This window comes from Psychrobacter sp. CR212 (genome assembly GCF_059693765.1).
The window spans coordinates 43,895-62,178 of record NZ_JCATIF010000001.1; the positions used below are offsets into that span (position 1 = coordinate 43,895).

General features: G+C 44.1%; 17 protein-coding genes. 11 read left to right on the top strand and 6 right to left on the bottom strand.

Going from position 1 to position 18,284, the window contains the following annotated elements; genetic code table 11:
• Positions 1–279 precede the first annotated feature (279 nt).
• The 5 genes from AC58CZ_RS00155 to AC58CZ_RS00175 all read left to right on the top strand — a co-directional run bounded on the left by AC58CZ_RS00155 (position 280) and on the right by AC58CZ_RS00175 (position 6,825).
• Positions 280–2,007 (top strand): AMP-binding protein, encoded by a 1,728-nt coding sequence (locus tag AC58CZ_RS00155; protein WP_494223716.1) that lies wholly within the window; start codon positions 280–282, stop codon positions 2,005–2,007.
• A 451-nt stretch (positions 2,008–2,458) separates the two neighbouring features.
• The gene (locus AC58CZ_RS00160; RefSeq protein ID WP_494223715.1) at positions 2,459–4,258 is read left to right on the top strand and encodes an AMP-binding protein; all 1,800 of its coding nucleotides are present in this window, start codon (positions 2,459–2,461) and stop codon (positions 4,256–4,258) included.
• A 182-nt stretch (positions 4,259–4,440) separates the two neighbouring features.
• Positions 4,441–5,157 (top strand): ribonuclease PH, encoded by a 717-nt coding sequence (gene rph / locus AC58CZ_RS00165; protein ID WP_058024458.1) that lies wholly within the window; start codon positions 4,441–4,443, stop codon positions 5,155–5,157.
• A gap of 119 nt (positions 5,158–5,276) precedes the next feature.
• Positions 5,277–5,768 (top strand): hypothetical protein, encoded by a 492-nt coding sequence (locus AC58CZ_RS00170; RefSeq protein WP_430284236.1) that lies wholly within the window; start codon positions 5,277–5,279, stop codon positions 5,766–5,768.
• A gap of 265 nt (positions 5,769–6,033) precedes the next feature.
• On the top strand, positions 6,034–6,825 hold the full coding sequence (locus AC58CZ_RS00175; protein WP_494223714.1) for a hypothetical protein: 792 nt from the start codon (positions 6,034–6,036) through the stop codon (positions 6,823–6,825).
• Positions 6,826–6,939: 114 nt separating this feature from the next.
• Here AC58CZ_RS00175 and hemJ read toward each other — a convergent pair whose 3' ends face one another.
• The 6 genes from hemJ to serB form a co-directional block, all read right to left on the bottom strand.
• Positions 6,940–7,374 carry a protoporphyrinogen oxidase HemJ gene (gene hemJ, locus AC58CZ_RS00180; protein WP_494223713.1) on the bottom strand — a complete coding sequence of 145 codons (435 nt, stop codon included), beginning with the start codon at positions 7,372–7,374 and terminating at the stop codon, positions 6,940–6,942.
• Between the two features lie 75 nt (positions 7,375–7,449).
• Entirely contained in the window at positions 7,450–8,562 is a 1,113-nt protein-coding gene (gene bioB, locus AC58CZ_RS00185; protein WP_494223712.1) for a biotin synthase BioB, read from the bottom strand.
• Positions 8,563–8,818: 256 nt separating this feature from the next.
• Entirely contained in the window at positions 8,819–9,325 is a 507-nt protein-coding gene (locus AC58CZ_RS00190; protein ID WP_071002949.1) for an SCP2 sterol-binding domain-containing protein, read from the bottom strand.
• A 188-nt stretch (positions 9,326–9,513) separates the two neighbouring features.
• Entirely contained in the window at positions 9,514–9,906 is a 393-nt protein-coding gene (gene aciT, locus AC58CZ_RS00195) for an AciT family ciprofloxacin tolerance protein (protein ID WP_227511582.1), read from the bottom strand.
• A gap of 283 nt (positions 9,907–10,189) precedes the next feature.
• Positions 10,190–11,185 carry a DUF368 domain-containing protein gene (locus AC58CZ_RS00200; protein WP_313907179.1) on the bottom strand — a complete coding sequence of 332 codons (996 nt, stop codon included), beginning with the start codon at positions 11,183–11,185 and terminating at the stop codon, positions 10,190–10,192.
• Positions 11,186–11,367: 182 nt separating this feature from the next.
• Positions 11,368–12,558: a phosphoserine phosphatase SerB gene (serB, locus tag AC58CZ_RS00205; RefSeq protein ID WP_494223711.1), complete on the bottom strand. Its 1,191-nt coding sequence runs from the start codon at positions 12,556–12,558 to the stop codon at positions 11,368–11,370.
• Between the two features lie 479 nt (positions 12,559–13,037).
• On the opposite strand from serB, the gene AC58CZ_RS00210 reads away from it, so the two are divergent.
• The 6 genes from AC58CZ_RS00210 (at position 13,038) to AC58CZ_RS00235 (ending at position 18,126) form a co-directional block, all read left to right on the top strand.
• Positions 13,038–14,504 carry a hypothetical protein gene (locus AC58CZ_RS00210; protein WP_494223710.1) on the top strand — a complete coding sequence of 489 codons (1,467 nt, stop codon included), beginning with the start codon at positions 13,038–13,040 and terminating at the stop codon, positions 14,502–14,504.
• Positions 14,505–14,689: 185 nt separating this feature from the next.
• Positions 14,690–14,926, top strand: a complete 237-nt coding sequence (locus tag AC58CZ_RS00215) for a PA3496 family putative envelope integrity protein (RefSeq protein ID WP_057761656.1) — start codon at positions 14,690–14,692, stop codon at positions 14,924–14,926.
• A gap of 248 nt (positions 14,927–15,174) precedes the next feature.
• A complete protein-coding gene (locus AC58CZ_RS00220; protein ID WP_093069248.1) occupies positions 15,175–15,732 on the top strand; it encodes a UPF0149 family protein in 558 nt (185 codons plus the stop codon).
• A 108-nt stretch (positions 15,733–15,840) separates the two neighbouring features.
• Complete coding sequence (locus tag AC58CZ_RS00225) at positions 15,841–16,278, top strand: heavy metal-binding domain-containing protein (protein ID WP_494223709.1); 438 nt, start codon at positions 15,841–15,843, stop codon at positions 16,276–16,278.
• Positions 16,279–16,356: 78 nt separating this feature from the next.
• Entirely contained in the window at positions 16,357–16,890 is a 534-nt protein-coding gene (locus tag AC58CZ_RS00230; RefSeq protein WP_494223708.1) for a heavy metal-binding domain-containing protein, read from the top strand.
• Between the two features lie 312 nt (positions 16,891–17,202).
• Positions 17,203–18,126 (top strand): bile acid:sodium symporter, encoded by a 924-nt coding sequence (locus AC58CZ_RS00235; RefSeq protein ID WP_494223707.1) that lies wholly within the window; start codon positions 17,203–17,205, stop codon positions 18,124–18,126.
• Positions 18,127–18,284: the final 158 nt, after the last annotated feature.

Consider the following 18,284-nt stretch of genomic DNA (forward strand, 5'->3'; position numbering starts at 1 on the left):
TCTTCAATATAAATAATTGATATTAATGAAAATATCAGCCGTCAAGCCAGTTTGAGAACTCGTATAACAATCTTTTGTATTGAGTAGTCTATATAAAGTGTGTATGTTAATGAACAAAGGGCTATTTACCACTACATTGTTTGCTCATCACCTTACGACTATATCGCAGCCTCGCTTGTCATCATGATGGTGAGACTGCGCTCTGGTTTTTCGTCTGTTTATCACACTGTGATTTGCATGAGCTGACGGTAATGTATTATTACTAGGAGAGAAAAGATTATGGAAGATCAAGGTAACCTGATTCGTCGCAACGACAAAGTATGGCTCAAAACATACGAAAAACTTGGCATTCAGTATGATATTGATATGCCGCCAGCCAACACCTCATTGATTGATATTATTGAGCAAAACTTTATCAATCATGCAGGCAAAACGGCGTTTGTCTGTATGGATGTTAAGCTGTCTTACGAAGAGTTGGATCTCTATAGTAAACAAGTTGCCGCTTACCTTCAGTCATTAGGACTACAAAAAGGCGATAAAGTGGCAGTAATGATGCCTAATATTTTGCAGCTACCAGTTGCGGTGCTAGGGGTGCTACGTGCTGGTATGATATTGGTCAACGTCAACCCACTTTATACCACCAAAGAGCTGTCACATCAGTTAACAGATTCAGATACCAAAGTTTTGATTTTGCTTGAGAACTTTGCCAAAACTTATGAAGATATCGGCCAAGACCTCGTCGATCATGTCGTAATTGCCTCAATGGGTGACATGATGAGTCCGCTCAAGGGCTTTATTGTCAATGCCGTGGTACGTCACGTCAAAAAAATGGTGCCTGATTATCATATCAAAGGCAGCGTCAAGTTCAAAAAAGCAATGAACCTTTTTTCTGCTAAAAGCTATAAACGTCCTAACAATATCAGCCTCGATGATGTCGCTGTACTTCAATACACGGGCGGTACGACAGGGGTGGCCAAAGGCGCTATGCTAACGCATGGTAACTTGGTGGCTAACTTGATCCAAAGCGATACTTATTTAGGCGATACTTTTGATAAGTTTGAGAAGGGTAACGAGCAGCCAGTGATTATGACGGCTCTGCCGCTATATCATATTTTCTCGTTTACGGTCTGCGGTATGTTTGGTCTATATCGTGGTTGTATCGGTCTGCTAGTACCAAATCCACGTGATCTACCAAGCCTTATCAAAGCATATAAAGACTATCCACCAGCATTTTTCCCAGCAGTAAATACCTTATTTACCGCGCTTGCCAATAACGAAGAATTCCAATCGCTAGATCATAGCAAGCTTGAGATGTCTATGGGCGGCGGTATGGCAGTACTCAAAGACACGGCGACCAAATGGGAGCAGGTAACGGGCAATATCATCGTTCAGGGTTATGGTCTGTCAGAGACCTCGCCAGTTGCCTCAGCGAACCCACATGGTACGGGTGAGTTCTCAGGAAACATCGGCTTGCCAATGCCTGCCACTGATATGGCTATCTTGGATGAAGAAGGCAATGAAGTGGCCTTGGGTGAGCGTGGTGAGATTAGTATCCGTGGCCCGCAGGTGATGAAAGGCTACTGGAAGCGTGAAGATGCGACCGCTGAAGTCATGACTTCGGATGGTTACTTTCGTACTGGCGATATTGGCGTGATGGATGAAGACGGTTACTTTAAGATTGTCGATCGCAAAAAAGACATGATCTTGGTATCTGGCTTTAACGTTTATCCAAACGAAGTAGAAGACGCCATGTCGACACATCCAAAGATTTTGGAATGTGGTGTGATCGGTATCGATGATGAGAAGAGCGGTGAAGTACCGAAGATTTACGTGGTACGTAGTGACGCCAGTCTCACTGCTGATGAAGTCATCGCTTACGGTAAAGAAAACTTAACTGGCTACAAACGTCCTCGCCATGTTGAGTTTATTGACGAGCTGCCAAAATCGAACGTCGGTAAAATCTTACGTAAAGACTTACGAGCACTCGAAGAGAAAAACCACGGTTAATCTACGAAGGCTTATCTTTAGATAGGGTTTTATCACTGGCTATTTATAAGTACCTCTATGATTGATTGGTACTTGTAATATGCTGAGTAACCAGATTTAGTTATTGTTATAACCAAAATGATAAGGTTGTCTCGTGCTGCCTTGTCATTTTTTGTCTTTGTGCCTGTTGTGCCTGTTGTGAATAGTGGGGCATAAGGAGTATAGATAGAGAATTTTTAGTAAAACTGCTATAGTGCCAGCCAAGAGGTTTTTGCATTTATTTATAATAGAGTGATGATTTTACTCAATATGACTTGCAAAGCGATTATTATAAAAATGATATAGCTACGCTGACCTGTGAGCTCATTTAATACGATTTCACCATGCTGCATCAAACATTACACCATCAAAAAAAAACAGAGTTTTTATATAAAGTATTCTATGTTTTTAACAGTAATATTTAAGGAAAATTATGACGGACAATATCAATAAAGAGACAACAGATAATAACGCTGGCACCAGTGATAAAGGCAATGCATCTGAGTATATTTATCAAGACAATGCATTCCCTACTATGCCGACCATCGCCAGTGACAGTCCATGGTTGAGCGCTTATGAGCGTTATAACATTGATGCTACGATTGAGATGCCAGAGGACAGTACCTCTTTACTTGATGTGTTTGAGCGTAATTTTAACCGTTATGGCCAAAAAACGGCCTATATCTGCATGGGCGCTTCAATTAGTTTTAAGCAATTGGACCTATATAGCCGCCAGATTGCCAGTTATTTGCAATCGCTAGGGTTGGTTAAAGGCGATAAGGTTGGGGTTATGATGCCCAACCTCTTACAGTATCCGATCATCGCGTTAGGTGTCATTCGCGCCGGTATGATACTCGTCAATGTAAACCCTTTATATACCAGTCGCGAATTGTCCCATCAGCTCCATGACAGTGGTGCCAAAGCCTTATTCATCGTTGAGAATTTTGCGAAAACCTATCAAGATGCCGAAGATAAAGGGCAGATTGAGCATGTTGTCGTCTGTAAGATTGGGGATATGCTGGGTACGGTCAAAGGGGTCGTGGTCAACCTCGTCGCTCGTCATATCAAAAAAATGATTCCTCCTTATCGAATCCCAAATAGCGTGAGCTTTAAGGAGGCATCGGGCGCAGTCTCTGCCAGTAATTATGAGCGTCCTGAGTTGAACTTGAGTGATGTGGCATTACTACAATATACAGGCGGGACGACAGGCGTGGCGAAAGGGGCAATGCTATCTCATGGCAACTTAGTCGCCAATATGCTACAGGTTAGTGCACTGATGAATAGTGCATTCGAAGATGATATAGACAGCAGAGATGTCATCTTGACAGCACTGCCGTTGTATCATGTGTTCTCATTTATGGTATGCGGTATATGTAGCATGTACCAGGGTTATACAGGCTTGCTTATTCCTAACCCGCGCGATCTCGATGGGCTTATCAAAGAGATGGGTAAATACAAACCTTCTTTTATCCCAGCTGTGAATACGCTATTTAATGGCTTAGTGCACAAAGACAGCTTTGCAGACCTAGATTTCTCTAATCTAAAAGCCTCTATCGGCGGTGGTATGTCCGTATTGCCGAGCGTTGCCAAAGAGTGGCATAAAATCACAGGTCTACCTATCGTTGAAGGCTATGGATTATCTGAGACGTCACCAGTCGTTGCTTTTAACCCAATGACCATCGCAGAGTTTACTGGCAAGATTGGTATTCCTGCACCTAGCACCGATGTCGTGCTCATCGATGAAGAAGAAAACGTCGTCGCGCTGGGTGATCGCGGTGAGATATGCGTCAAAGGTCCACAGGTGATGATTGGTTATCAAAATCGTCCAAAAGAAACAACCGAGTCCTTTACCGCTAGTGGTTACCTAAAAACCGGTGACATTGGCATCATGGACGAAAAAGGCTTTATCAAAATTGTTGATCGCAAAAAAGACATGATCTTGGTATCTGGTTTTAACGTGTATCCAAATGAAATCGAAGAAGCCATGAGTGAGCATCCAGCTGTGGTAGAGTGCGGTGCCATTGGCGTTCCTAATGATGAGCGCGGTGAAGAGCCAAAACTATTTGTGGTCAAAAAAGGCGATGTCACCGAAAAAGAGCTGCTTGAGTACGGCAAAAAACAACTGACTGGCTACAAGCGTCCGCGTCACATACAGTTCGTTGACGAATTACCAAAGTCGAACGTTGGCAAAATCCTACGTAAAGAATTGCGTAAGATGGAAGGCTTAGAATAGCCTCTATCGTCCATTATTGCCTAACTGACGGCGCAATGGCGGGCGTGAATCTTGCCATTGCGCCGCTGTCACGTTAGGATATCTTAAGATTTTAGTCTACCAGATACCTGTCGGTCTGCTTATTAGCCACTGATAGCGTACTTTTATGACACTGCTTTTATAATATTGTACTAGGAATTTTTATGCGTATTGACAATCGTGAACTTGACCAACTTCGTTCTATCAGCTTTGAGCGCCACTATACTAAGCATGCTGAAGGGTCAGTATTGGTCAGTTTTGGCGATACCAAAGTGCTATGTACGGCCAGTGTCGAATCTGGTGTACCGCGCTGGCTCAAAGGTAAAGGTAAAGGTTGGATAACCGCCGAATACGGTATGCTGCCACGCGCAACCAATACTCGCAATCAACGCGAAGCGGCTCGCGGCAAGCAGTCAGGCCGTACGCAGGAAATCCAGCGTCTGATCGGTCGTAGCTTACGTGCCATGATTGATTTAAGTAAGCTTGGTGAAAACACCATCTATCTTGATTGTGATGTATTGCAAGCGGATGGCGGTACTCGTACGGCCAGTATCACTGGTGCGGCAGTTGCACTGATCGATGCGTTAGAAACTATCCAAAAGAGCAAAAAACTCAAAGCTGATCCGCTGATTGGATTGGTTGCTGCGGTTTCTGTTGGTATGAAAGATGGTGAAGCTTATCTGGATCTGAACTACGAAGAAGACTCTAGCTGTGATACCGACCTGAACGTCGTTATGACTCAAAAAGGTGAGTTTATTGAGCTTCAAGGTACTGCTGAAGAAAAGCCGTTCACTCGCGCTCAAGCAGACGCTATGCTGTCATTGGCTGAAACAGGCATTGCTGAATTGATTAAAATGCAGCAGACTGCACTTGGCTGGTAGTCTGGTATTTAGATAAAACTTGCTGTCTTTATTTTTAGTTTTGATAACTGCCTGTTAGTCTCTGATAGGCAGTTTTTTCATAAAAAACACTTTTTACATTTCGCGATAGGTAACAATGCATGCTCAAGCTGACTGATGATGGCGCCAAAATCACCTTACAGGGTCAGCCGAATAATGCTGACAACGGTATGTTTTGGTTTGGATCTGCATTACTGATAGGTGCGGTGGCAGTTGCTATGGCAATGAGCTTATTGTCTGAGCGATTGGCTATCGGTGCGCTGGCACTGCTTATCGTTGGTAGTTTTATTTTTAACAAAAAACGTCAGCAGCATAAAAAAGCCATGAGTGGCATGATTAGTAGCGGTACATTATGGGTGCGAGCGGATGAGTTGGTACATGACAATCTAGGCAAACGTGAACACATTCATTTGACTGACGACGATAAAATTATGCTTATCGGTGATGGGCTGCAGATTGTCGATAGCAGTGAGGCACGCAAGTATCATATTACTGGTTTTGAGAGTGCCCAAGAGGCGAAAGTGACTAAAGCCATATTAGAAGGGCAAGCACTGACAAAACGCCACGTAAATATTAAAATGAGTAGTGATTAGTATTTTTACGCCTCAGTCGCTTGATTCATCAAAAGTCACTCCAGTCTCTATCCTATCTAACACCACCGTGCTTTGTCTTCTTTGACCCTTCTGAACGCTCTTCTTTGTTATGACCATTCGTCATGATTTTTATACCGTCTATCGCATATCTAAGGTGAATAGTTCTTGCAGATGCCTGTCTAAATGGTTTATAAGTAAGATTGCAAAATTCAATCTTCACTATTATCCATACTGTCATTGATACTTTTTTGATCAGGAGTTAGTCATGTCGCGTTTGCCTATGTCGTCAGTCGCAGCGTCGTGCAGTTTATTATTATTCACTTGTAGCATACAAGCCCATGCAGATAGTATGAGTGCCCTTATCGCTCAAAAGTCCGTCCAGTCTGACTCTAGTGCGCGCTATACGTCTTCTTATCCAGCAGTTCCCTCCGTCAAAGTCAGTACACACTCTACCATTCAACGTGCTCATTCATCTCGAAGCGATGCAGCAGTTTCGCCAATATATAACAATTACTCTAATACGAGCAATGATGGCAATCAGTCAACGATGAACAGCACCTATCGTTACCCTGAAATTCAGCGTCAGTCACCCACCGTGTTGCCAGCATTTTTATCAGGGAGTTATGACAATGTCGATAGCGAGTATTTACCGCTATTGAGTAGTGCGGAGACGCAAAGCAGTATGGCTGCCCGCGAAGTGGTCAGCACGGCACGTAAAATGGCACTGAATGAGCGGACGATTATCAAAGGCGGCTGCTGGGATTATTTGAATGCGGTGTTTAATCGAGCGGGAGTTTCGCGTAATACCATACATAAAGGCACGTATGCGCAAGGCCCTTATGCTAGTAGCAGTGAGATTGAGGCAGGTGACTGGCTTTACTATATCAATCATGGCTACAATGGCATTGAGCACAGTGGACTGTTCGTCGGTTGGGTCGATGAGCGTGCTAAGCAAGCATTGATATTAAGCTATGCTGGTGAAAACCGCCGTGAGCCGGCGCGTTATCGTGTTTATGATTTGAGCAATGTCTATCAAATCATGCGCCCTAGTGTTTGATCTATAATATTTGGTAGACAGTCCAAAAAACAAATAAAAAAGCATCCGTCACTTATGGAAGTGGCGGACGCTTTTTATTGGTAGGTCATCAGTTATAAGCATTTCGACTGGATTTTAGAATGGTTTAACAACCACTAAAATGACGATAATCACCAAGGCAAAAACAGGTACCTCATTAAACCAGCGCCAAAACTTATGGGATTTATAGTGAGGGTTATCAATCAGCTTTTTGCGATAAAATCCGCAAGCGCCATGATAGCCTGATAGCAGTACGACCAATAATAGCTTGACGTGTAGCCAGCCTTGGGCTTTATAAACATCCCAGCCCAGTCCTAACATCCATAGACCGAATATCCATGTCGCTATCATCGATGGCGTCATAATACCGCGATACAGCTTGCGCTCCATAATGGCAAAGCGCTCATGGCTGATGCTATCGTCACTCATCGCATGATAGACAAACAGACGCGGCAAATAAAATATCGCCGCAAACCAGCAGACCATCGAGATGATGTGTGCAGCTTTAATCCAGTTAAAATAATCTGCCATTATTTAATCTCTTATTATCAGCCGTGTAATATCAGGCTTGTTTTCATACATTTTTGTTAGCCGCACACAGCCAAACTAATCGGCCAATACCATCTGCGATTGATGACCGCTCATCGCATCCATCACAGGCAATACTTTGGGCGTTCTTGGTGCGGCAAACTGCTTGGTGAGACCAAGCTCACGCATGAGTCTGTCGTCGCCTGATTGACTGGCATTACCCGTCGTCAATAACTTGTCGCCATAAAAGAAGGAGTTAGCACCCGCCATAAATGCCAAGGCTTGCTCTGAATCTGATAAGCTTTCACGGCCAGCAGACAAACGCACATAACTAGTCGGGCAGCAAATACGTGCCACGGCAATGGTACGAATCCACTCTAGCACTGATAACTGGCCTTCTGCCAATACTTTATCGCCAATCGGTGTGCCTTTAATCGGGACTAGCAGGTTAACAGGAATCGACTCAGGGGCTTTAGGCATTTTTAGGAGCTCATGCACCCAATCAATACGGTCATCCCGGCTCTCACCCATACCAACGATGTTACCACTACAAACATTGATACCAGAGTTGCGTACGTTTTCGATGGTATCTAAGCGCTCATCATAGCTACGCGTGCTGACGACTTGCTCGTAATAGCTGCGCGAGGTATCTAGGTTATGATTGTAATAATCCAGTCCTGCATCCGCGAGTTGCGCCGCTTGATTGGTATCGAGCATACCTAACGTCATGCAAGTCTCAAGTCCTAACGCTTTCACTTCTTTGATGAGCTCGACCACATAAGGCATGTCTTTGGCGCTTGGGTGTTTCCATGCAGCACCCATACAGAAGCGAGATGAACCGGTTGCCTTGGCGCGTTTGGCCGCGGCGATGACTTTATCCACTTCTATGCGTTTTTCTGCCTGCAGTTTCGTCGTATCGCGATGATGACCTGATTGTGAGCAATAGCCACAATCCTCAGGACAGTTACCCGTCTTAATAGACAGTAGCGTACTGATTTGTATTTCGTTGGCGACAAAGTGCTCTCTATGAATGGTCTGGGCTTTTAACAACAAGTCCATCAAAGGCAAATCAAACAACTGAGCGATGTCGTCACGACTGTATTTGTGAGCGGCTTTGTGAGTATCAGGTTGGCTGAGTAGGTCAGTTGTGCTATCGGCGTTTGGTTCAGAGATTCTAAGCAGTCCTGCCATAAGGTAAATCCTTTTATAAAATTAAATGGTATCAGGTAATATCAATGTATGTGTCTATTGTCATTTATAAGGTAATAAAAAAGGTTGCCGTATAGTATACCGCAACCTTTTTAGAAAATCAGAACACTGCTAGAGAGCATGTATAATTGTCACAATAGCGCACATAAATAGCAACTATCTAGTTGAGCCTATTTCAGCCATTTTACCAGTGAATATCATGCAATGCATTACTCATTTATAGGAAAGGATCAGCTATTTACTTGCCCAATTTATGCTTAGCAAAACCCACCCAGTGCTCAGCAAACTTCTGTGCTTTATACGCATAAGGCTTGGCTTTTTGGAGGTAGGGTTTACACTCTTCTGGAACAGCTGGCACGATATGCTTAGCAAGTTTGTTGAACCACATCATTAGGCTATAGTCACCCTCGATGCTTAGATTGCCTTCTTGCACGGCAGTCATAAATGCAGGCAAGCTACCTTTGGTCAATAGCTTGACACCCGTCATAGAATCTTTGAAAGTAATGGTCAAATCTGCTGCTTTTGCATGACCACTTTGTTGACTAAATTGTCCATTATCAAAGCGAAAAGAACGCGCGATATCAGATTCGGTGCTGGCAAACTCAATCGTGACATTACGATCAGCAAAGAGTGCTTTGACGTCTTCGTTGTCGCTATCAGCGAGCATAGACAGACGATAGCCAACCACGGCTAGCAGCGCATCTAATGGGTCAGACTTGATATCTAATACAGGAATAGTAAACATAGTGGAACTCCTAAAGGTAGGGCATAAGAATAAAGCGTACTTTATACCAGTTTTTATGATAAATATATAACTAGATTATAACCTACTGAGTGATTTCAACTCTTTAGGAGTTAAGTAGAAAGCGTTAAGTATCTTGTAACATTAAATATCACTGTTATGGGTAGGGTATTCATATCAGTATGGCAGTATCAATGAAAGCGTGGCTTATAATCATCATCGTAAACAGGCGTATGTTCGACATAGCGAGCCGCTTCTAACTCGCGCTGCCGACTGACTGCATGACTCACATCCTCGTAGCGTAGTGCTCGGTATAGTACCCAGCCGGCCAAAGGTAACCAGCTGATTCCCATCGCGATGACGTAACGGTGCCATTCCGAAAGCGCAGACAGCATCGGACGACCTACCAAGATATTCTGTATCATCTCAACAGCCAACCAGTAGACCATACCACCAAATAGATATAGCAACAGCCAGCGCTGCGATGATAGAGCGAGCGCCACGATCATACCTGCTAGCAAGCTATAGCCTAGCCATGCTGAGCTGCTCCACATCTCTACGCCAATAAAAGAAAAAATAGTCATTGCCATCATTCATCTCGCTATTCATAAGGTGAACTCCAATGAGACTATTATGGAAGGTTGCTGAGCAAAGCTAAAGAGGTGATAGGCGACTTTGCGACAACCGTTGACGTTTGATTTTTTAGATTAAGGTTGCTTTTTTTTAGATAGCTTGTACGATTTTTAATCGTTAGCTGGTAGGCTAAGCGCCGCAAAAAAGGGCGCTTATATTGGGGAGGGTAGGAGCCGTTATAATGGTTCAAACAGAGGCTTTTTAATCAAATATTTACACAGGGAGGATCAACAGTTAAGCCTTATTGGTCCGTCTGCCCCACCAAGATAGTAACGACACCAAAATAGCACCGAGTAGCATAAGACCAACTGTAGTCAGCCAGTGGGGACCAGTAGGATACTGCCATGGCATAACGTTATTGATCGCCTCGCTGTTAAGAGCGCCTAATACATCTACTTTCCACGGCCATACCTTGACCAAAGAGCCGGCAATAAAACCGGTCAGCAATGCCAAGGTGGCTTGATAGTAGCGGGCTAATAACCATTTTAGAGCACGGGTAAATAATAACAATCCAGTTGCCATGCCCGCCATCACAGTTAATAGTACCGTAAAGTTAAGAGTATGCACGGCTTCCAATACGGTATCGTAGGCACCTAGCAACAACAATATAAAAGACCCTGAGACCCCAGGCAATATCATGGCGCAAATCGCAATCGCGCCTGCAAAAAATAAGTACGGTAAGCTAGGTGTCGCCGCGAGTAATGGCAGACTACTAATGACCACAGCAGCAATGAGTCCGGCAGCAAACAGCGCCACACGTCCTATATTCCAGCGCTTAATCTCACTTAATAAGATAAATACCGTTGCGACCACCAATCCAAAAAAGAATGACCAAATAAGCAGTGGTTGATTGTCTAGCAAATATTTGATAATACCAGCCAAGGTAGCAAAACTCGTCGCAATACCAAGTATCAAACACAATAAAAATGTCGCATCAACCTGTCGCCAAACCGCAATCAGTCCTTTGAGTCCGCCGTCTTGTCGAAATATCTGCCAAAGGTTGGGGCCAATGCTACCGAGTGCATTAATCAGGCGCTCATAAATCCCTGCAATCAATGCAATAGTGCCACCAGAGACACCAGGAACGATATCAGCAGCACCCATCGCCATGCCTTTGATATACACACCAAGCAGCTGCTTTGGACTATCAGTGCGTACGGGAGGAGTGTTTGGGTCTAGTGGCTCTGCTACTGACGGCTGGTTTGGCCGTGGGGATTGTGGTGCCGTCATGAACAGTCCTTTATTATCTGAGAATAAATGTTATCTAAAAATAAATATCTGGCGTTATTACAACGAAACGTACTTAAAAATTAAAACAACATCATTTTATGAAACATGTGCTAACGCATAAAAGCTGGCTTAATGAGACAGACATTAACCCAGCTTAACGGATGATATAGAATACTTAGCGATTACTGAGTAGGAGCGAGCGCTGGATAGCCAAGTGCATAAAGCGTCCCTTCAAGTCCTGTCACATTGATCGCGGCATCAGCACGTGCTTGCACGATGGGCTTGGCATGATAAGCCACTCCTAAATCGGCAAGCGCCATCATCGGCAAGTCATTAGCCCCATCACCGACACAGACCACTTGAGACATCTCCATACCTAAGCGCTCAGCAGTATGCTCGACTATAGCGGCTTTTTTGGCACCATTTATAATGGGCAGCTGCACCTGGCCGGTAACTTCTCCCTCGTCGATGTCTAAGACATTGGCATGGACCTCATCAATGCCCAATTGCTCAGCGATATAGCGGGCAAAGTAAGTAAAGCCACCAGACACCAGTACCGTATGGTAGCCCAAGGCTTTTAACGCACTGATGGTGGTACGGGCACCGACCGATAACGTCAAGCGGTTGCAAATATCATCAAGCACATCGGTAGAGATACCTTTTAATAAGGCCACGCGCTGAGCAAATGATTCATCAAAGTCAATTTCACCACGCATCGCCGCCTCAGTAATGGCTTCAACTTGCTCACCAATACCAGCCGTTTTTGCCAGCTCTACAATCACCTCTTGTTCAATCAACGTCGAATCCATGTCAAAACAGGCAAGCTTGTGAGTACGTAGCATATGACCGACCGATAGGATGTGACAATCGACGATGTCTAGATTGCCTGTACTATCCGCACTGCGTGTGCGGTTGTATTCTTCAGACAAGTCATGGCGCAGACGAGTGGTCAGCTGATCGTCAATGATGTGAGCGGCGGCGGTCTTTTTGCTAGGGTGCATCAGCGTATCGGTCACAGGTACCAACAAATAGCGGTATACTTGAGCATTGGTAAAGGGTAGACGCTGTGCATCGGCTGCCGTTGGCTCTGTATCAGAGACCGTAATATTAACAAAGCTCGCCTCAGTATCCTCAGCGACCGTCACCAAATGCCAACTTGGCTGCTCATCGACCCAAGACTGAACATATTGATGAATGTCCATCGCTGATACTTGAGTAGGCAGCACGACAATGAGCGCAAAAACAGGCAGCGACTGTAGCGCATCAAAATCTCGCAGATTGGTATCATCAGGTAATAATTCTGCAATAGAGTCGACGGCTTGTTGCCATGCTTTGCTGTCTTTTGGTAACGAATAAGATGTATTTTTTGGCATGGCTCAATTGTCCCTTGTATGCTCATATAAGATTGGGAATAATAACAGTTTTACTGAGCAGCGCCTATAGATGACATGCAAAGTATCATGGGTGTTCAAAAATGCTTATCAGCGCCTAAAATCTGCTGAAATACAACAAAGTTATTATGATAAATTTATAAATCGACTAACGCTATAAGACTTATTATGGTGATATAGTAGATGAGATAAACGGACCACTTTGATAATAATGCTGTGGCAAAAATAGCAGCGATAATCATGAGGCAGCGCGCGATAGTATCATCGTTCAAATTTAGCTCAATAAATAAGTATCATTTTACGTAGTAGCATTTTATATGATGACTGATTTCAATGAAATACTATCGATTTTCCGTGAATATCGATCAATATTCGCGCATTACAATTGTTCAAAAATTAGCCAAAAAATGAGCAATAGACTCGTTTTTTAATTTCTTTTCTCCAAAAAAGTTTAACATATCATGACGTATTTAGCGCCGCGGCAAGGGTTGTTTGCCATTATTCTTCTGGTTAGTTTTTGTTTGCAGACGTTGTTATTGGTCATCAGTACCGATCAGCAGCTGAGTAAAAGTCGTGCGTTAAAAGGCGAGCAAATGGTCGCCCAGCTGATTGATGAAGCAAGGTTGTCTTTAGAAAACAAAGACCGTGTCAGTCTCAGTGTGATTGCTAACCGCTATACCAGCGAGCAGGACGTAACAAGAATACTGATTAAAGACAATAAAGACGATATTTTGGTGCCTGTGGGCAACGCGCCGATGCAGCAAGGCGATACGATTCGCCAAATCGCCACCAATGGTGATGCGGTGATTGGTAGCGTTGCACTGACGTTAAAAGACGTTAGTAAAGGTGAAATCATCGCGATGCAGTGGCCGTTTGTGATTGGCACTATGTTGCTGCATTTATTACTGTGGTTAATCTACGGTTATCTTGCTCGTCCGACCAAAGAGCAGATTAGTGCGCTGAGCCGTAATATTCAGGACTTGTATCGCGAGCAGTACAATCAGGGCGATCAGCGCAGCTACAGCCGTGATCTTGAGCGCGGCACGACTGGCAGTCTAGCTGATGGTACTCCAAGCGATAGTCAGATGGCTGGTTTGGTTGCCAAGAGCGAGACAGCTGGCAATGCAGCACAGGCGCGTCCGTTCAATGTACATAACGAAGTCAATGAGTACCTAAGAACACAGCAAAACCAAAGCAGCAGCGACGAAACTGGCAGTCTAACAGCTACGTCTGAAGGCGATATTGAAGACAAGGTTGTTAGCACCGCAAAGCGTCATAGTTCGCAATCTGGTGGTCAGACGTCTAAATTGTCTGCCACACGCGCAGTCGATAGCGTGAGAGTGCAAATCCTTTTTCATGATGAATTCAATATGCTCGAGCGCCTTGCACCGGCGCAGCGCCTGCCTTATCTAGCCCTATGTACGCAGCTGCTCAATCAAGCCGTGACCGAACTACTCAAACAGCCATTACTACTGGGTGTCAGTGCGACCAATGAGGCACACTTTGAGGACGATGGTGCAAGCGTGGTGCTAAAAGCAGATAATAGCCATGCCAAAGTAGCACTGGCTGGGGTCATGCTTGCCAAGCTGTACTTGATGCTCAACAAAATCATTCATGACAAGCATATCGAGCTGTCGCGCTTTGCACTACCAGCCAAAGCAGGCGTGAGCGATGACGCACAGTCAGAGCCCATGACGCATCTACTAGAAAGCATCGGCAAAAAAGAGCAACTGCTTATCCTACTACCGACCGCCGGCCTCAAACAAATCAGCAATCATGTACAGGTCCATAGCATCATGCGTCCAACCACTGTCTACGAGCGCGAGTGTGCGATATTCGATGGCGGGAACGACTCAATGATTCAGCGTTTGGCAGATGTTCGTAATGCCGTGCTCATGATTGAAGACGAAGATGAGTCAGCGACATAGCAGTATTAACATGGGTCATTTATACTACAATTGTCCATTATATAACTGGTATCATAGTCTTGGTACTCAGGCTGAAATGTGACATATTAAGAAAAAGGATTGACAACATTCAATAGAGACTTTATAAGGCATATATATATTGATGTGTTTTTAACACCCTTGCCTAAAAATGATAGGAGTTTGTCATGAGTGACGCTGATATTGACGACGATTTTGATGATGATTTTGTCGACGATGATGACGCAAAGATGGTTGAAGAAGCTGAGACAAGTGTACGTACGCGTTTAAGTAGTCTTGAGAAGCGTCGACTGATCGATAATTTGCTAGAAGAGAAGCGTTTGGCTAAAGAATTAAAAGATGATCTAGATGATATAGACAATTTTGATGAAGATGGTGATGATTGGGATGACGACGATTTTTAATTCATTGGCATCATTGTCTAAGCTGACTAAAGTCCTCTAATGATTGACCATCATCTAATCAGTCATATAGGTTGCCAGATGTTTATTACTTTTTATAAACGTGTGTAACCCGCTCTATTGAATGATATTTACGTTGTAAAGGCTGCTTGTTTTTCACTATTCAAGCAGCCTTTGTTTTAAAACCCTTTTGCCTTTAACCGATCGATCACTGTGATTGACGTTGGCTATCTCTCAAGGACTGTTAAGCCATGAATAACCAATTAAGTTTTGATGAACTGCTCGATTATTTGGACAACCAAGAGAGCCAGTTCGTGCTCGATAGTGTCGCCGCGCATGGGTTTTTGACAGCGACGGTCATTGGTCGCCCACTCCCGAACTGGATGGACGCGCTTTTTGAAGGTCATGTGAGTGAGATTCCAGAAAACGTCATCGATGGTATCAAGCGCTGGCGCGACTCGATCATGGCTGAGCTAAAAAACGAGACTCCGATTGAGTTGCCATTTGGTGAAGATGCTGGTGACGAAGAAGTGGCAGTTGATTTTTCAGATGAGTCAGATATCGTGGCTTGGTCGATTGGTTTTGTTGATGCCATGTATGGCGATGAAGCAAGTGATTGGTTTGAAGACGAAGAGACAGCAGAAGACGTGGCTGTGTTGACCTTACCAATGATTGTATTAAGCGGCATTGATGATGAAGATCCAGAGCTAGAAGCAATGCGTCGCGATGAAGATAAGATGGTTCAAATGGCCAACAGCATCGAAGGCAATTTGACCGAGCTGTTTTTGTTGTTTCATACCAATGACTAGTCATTCTAAAAGACAGTACTGCTAGTAGTACTGTCTTTTATTTATACTGCATCACGCAGCTCTGGTCATTCTTTCAGATACTTTATAAGTCACCGATAAGGTCTTACTATGGCTGTGCAACTCTCCAATCTTGAACACCTACCCAATTATCAAATTACCGAGCGCTTAGATGTGGTGTATGGCAGTACGGTGCGCTCAAAGCATGTGGGCAAAGACTTGTTTGCTGGGCTAAAAAACATCGTTGGCGGCGAGCTGACCGCTTATACCGAGCTGTTAGAAGAGTCGCGCCAAGAAGCGATCGATCGCATGATTGTCAAGGCAGAAGCGCTTGGTGCCGATGCTGTCGTCGGCTTGCGTTTCTCTACCTCTAGTATCGCACAAGGGGCTTCTGAGCTGTTTGTTTATGGAACAGCGGTCAAAGCGGTACCGATGTCGCAGCAGTTCCAGAACCCACCAAGCGATAATCACTATCCGTCCGGTCAAACACCCAACCCTCAAGTCCAGACTGCGCCAGATGATTTACCGCGTTTTAATCCTTTTGGTTGATCTTAGCGCTTTAAAAGCTGTAGCACTAAAAACAACAATGCTAAAAACCGTAATGATTTTTATAATGAGAAACGTCCCATGAATGACTCACTCACGCAAGTGCTTATCAATTATGGGCCGTTTATCTTTTTATTCGCCGCTGGTTGGTTTTTTGGCTCACGTCACGAGCGTCAGCATTTGGCACAGCTAACAGTAGCAGAGCAGGCGCTAGGGGATATTACGGTTTCAAGCGAGCGTTTCTACCGTCCTGAGCTGGCTGTCGGTAGTGAGGGCGCGCTAGTTCTTGGCAGCGTCGTTATTGCTCAAGATTACTTTAAGATGATCATTGCTCGCGTGCTTAGTCTCTTTGGCAAAAACCTAACCACCTATGAGACCCTGCTTGATCGCGCTCGCCGTGAGGCAATCGTCCGTATGCGTACACAAGCAAAAACCAAAGGCTACACTCATATTTATGGTGTACGTCTAGAAGTCACTAACATCAACCAATTGGGCAGTATGGTAGAAGCCATTGCTTATGGCACGGCGGTCATCAGTACTGATCACACACCTATCGTTTCTGCTACACACACATCGCCTGCACGTGTACCTTCTGCACTTCCTAGCATCTCTTAATACCTCGTAGCACTGCTATTTAGATTCTCCTCTGTGGTTGTCGCAGCACAAAACCCAACGCTGACTGACCAGTAGTCAGAAAAATCAAATACATACACTTTTACAACGATATACTGACTTTCAATGTTTCGACATTTTTTGGGTGTATGTCAGTAGTGATGATTCCAAAAATTGTTGTGTACAAAGTGTCGTATAAAAACGCTGACAATGTCGGTGGCTTTTACCCAAGATATCAGCAGGATTGGCTGATTGAGCATCATGACGTTGTCATAAACCTGCCCGTGTAAGGGTTATATCTACAAGGATGTAGTTATGGAAGGTGTGGAGTTAGTCACGTTTGTAAATTCAAAAGTCATTCCCATTAGTATTTTTTTGATCATGATGGGAATGGGGTTGTCCTTAGTTACCAATGACTTTAAAAGAGTCGTTAAGTACCCCAAGGCCGTCGGTATAGGTCTCACCAATCAGCTTATATTTTTACCACTGGTTGGTTTTGCTTTAGCGGTGTCTATGTCATTAGAGCCTGAGTATGCGGTTGGGGTTATGTTGCTGGTACTGTGTCCTGGTGGCACGACATCTAACTTATTTACTTATTTGGCAAAAGGGGATGTCGCGCTTTCAGTCACGATGACGGCGATCGCCAGTGTTATCACCGTATTTACCATTCCTATCGTGCTGAGTTTTTCGCTCGTGTACTTCATGGGTGCTGGTAGTGAGTTTCAGTTGCCAGTCGCCAAGACCATGATCAGCTTGATTGCTCTGACGATACTGCCAGTCAGTATTGGTATGCTCATCAAAAACTATAAGCCTAACTTTGCTGATAAAGCACAGGTGATGGTGTCTCGTTTTGGTGTGATATTTTTGAGCTTCTTGGTAATTTTCTTAGGATATGTGCAAAGAGATATTTTGGTCGAGGCCTTAGTTGCTACTGGTCCTGTGTCGCTTATATTGAACGTATCGACGATGGCGCTTGGTTATTACACCAGTAAATGGTTCGGTCTAAATCCTGCGCAGAGAAGATCAATCACGATGGAGGTGGGGCTACAAAACAGTACGCTGTCGATGTTTATGGCATTGACGCTGCTCGCTAACTATAAGATGTCGTTGACTCCAGCTATTTATACGCTAATCATGTTCTTAACCGCAGGTATCATGGTCAGAGTATTTACCGCGCAACACAATAAAGCAAATAGAATAGAAAGAGAAAATAGCGTATTGGCTGCAAGAAGAATGTAGTTTAATCAGAATGTAAGCCGCAGTGCATTGCTAAGTACGCATTGCACGACTCAATAAAATAAGCCCACAATATACTTTCTATGATAAGAGTTATTGTGGGCTTTCATATTTATCATGGTTTCTTAAAGTGTGTGGGTTGATTCAATACGGATAGCATT

Bases quoted from the DNA above. Each gene is read 5' to 3' on its own strand.
- AC58CZ_RS00155 (WP_494223716.1), top strand. From the start codon at position 280: ATGGAAGATCAAGGTAACCTGATTCGTCGCAACGACAAAGTATGGCTC.
- AC58CZ_RS00160 (WP_494223715.1), top strand. From the start codon at position 2,459: ATGACGGACAATATCAATAAAGAGACAACAGATAATAACGCTGGCACC.
- rph (WP_058024458.1), top strand. From the start codon at position 4,441: ATGCGTATTGACAATCGTGAACTTGACCAACTTCGTTCTATCAGCTTT.
- AC58CZ_RS00170 (WP_430284236.1), top strand. From the start codon at position 5,277: ATGCTCAAGCTGACTGATGATGGCGCCAAAATCACCTTACAGGGTCAG.
- AC58CZ_RS00175 (WP_494223714.1), top strand. From the start codon at position 6,034: ATGTCGCGTTTGCCTATGTCGTCAGTCGCAGCGTCGTGCAGTTTATTA.
- hemJ (WP_494223713.1), bottom strand. From the start codon at position 7,374: ATGGCAGATTATTTTAACTGGATTAAAGCTGCACACATCATCTCGATG.
- bioB (WP_494223712.1), bottom strand. From the start codon at position 8,562: ATGGCAGGACTGCTTAGAATCTCTGAACCAAACGCCGATAGCACAACT.
- AC58CZ_RS00190 (WP_071002949.1), bottom strand. From the start codon at position 9,325: ATGTTTACTATTCCTGTATTAGATATCAAGTCTGACCCATTAGATGCG.
- aciT (WP_227511582.1), bottom strand. From the start codon at position 9,906: ATGACTATTTTTTCTTTTATTGGCGTAGAGATGTGGAGCAGCTCAGCA.
- AC58CZ_RS00200 (WP_313907179.1), bottom strand. From the start codon at position 11,185: ATGACGGCACCACAATCCCCACGGCCAAACCAGCCGTCAGTAGCAGAG.
- serB (WP_494223711.1), bottom strand. From the start codon at position 12,558: ATGCCAAAAAATACATCTTATTCGTTACCAAAAGACAGCAAAGCATGG.
- AC58CZ_RS00210 (WP_494223710.1), top strand. From the start codon at position 13,038: ATGACGTATTTAGCGCCGCGGCAAGGGTTGTTTGCCATTATTCTTCTG.
- AC58CZ_RS00215 (WP_057761656.1), top strand. From the start codon at position 14,690: ATGAGTGACGCTGATATTGACGACGATTTTGATGATGATTTTGTCGAC.
- AC58CZ_RS00220 (WP_093069248.1), top strand. From the start codon at position 15,175: ATGAATAACCAATTAAGTTTTGATGAACTGCTCGATTATTTGGACAAC.
- AC58CZ_RS00225 (WP_494223709.1), top strand. From the start codon at position 15,841: ATGGCTGTGCAACTCTCCAATCTTGAACACCTACCCAATTATCAAATT.
- AC58CZ_RS00230 (WP_494223708.1), top strand. From the start codon at position 16,357: ATGAATGACTCACTCACGCAAGTGCTTATCAATTATGGGCCGTTTATC.
- AC58CZ_RS00235 (WP_494223707.1), top strand. From the start codon at position 17,203: ATGGAAGGTGTGGAGTTAGTCACGTTTGTAAATTCAAAAGTCATTCCC.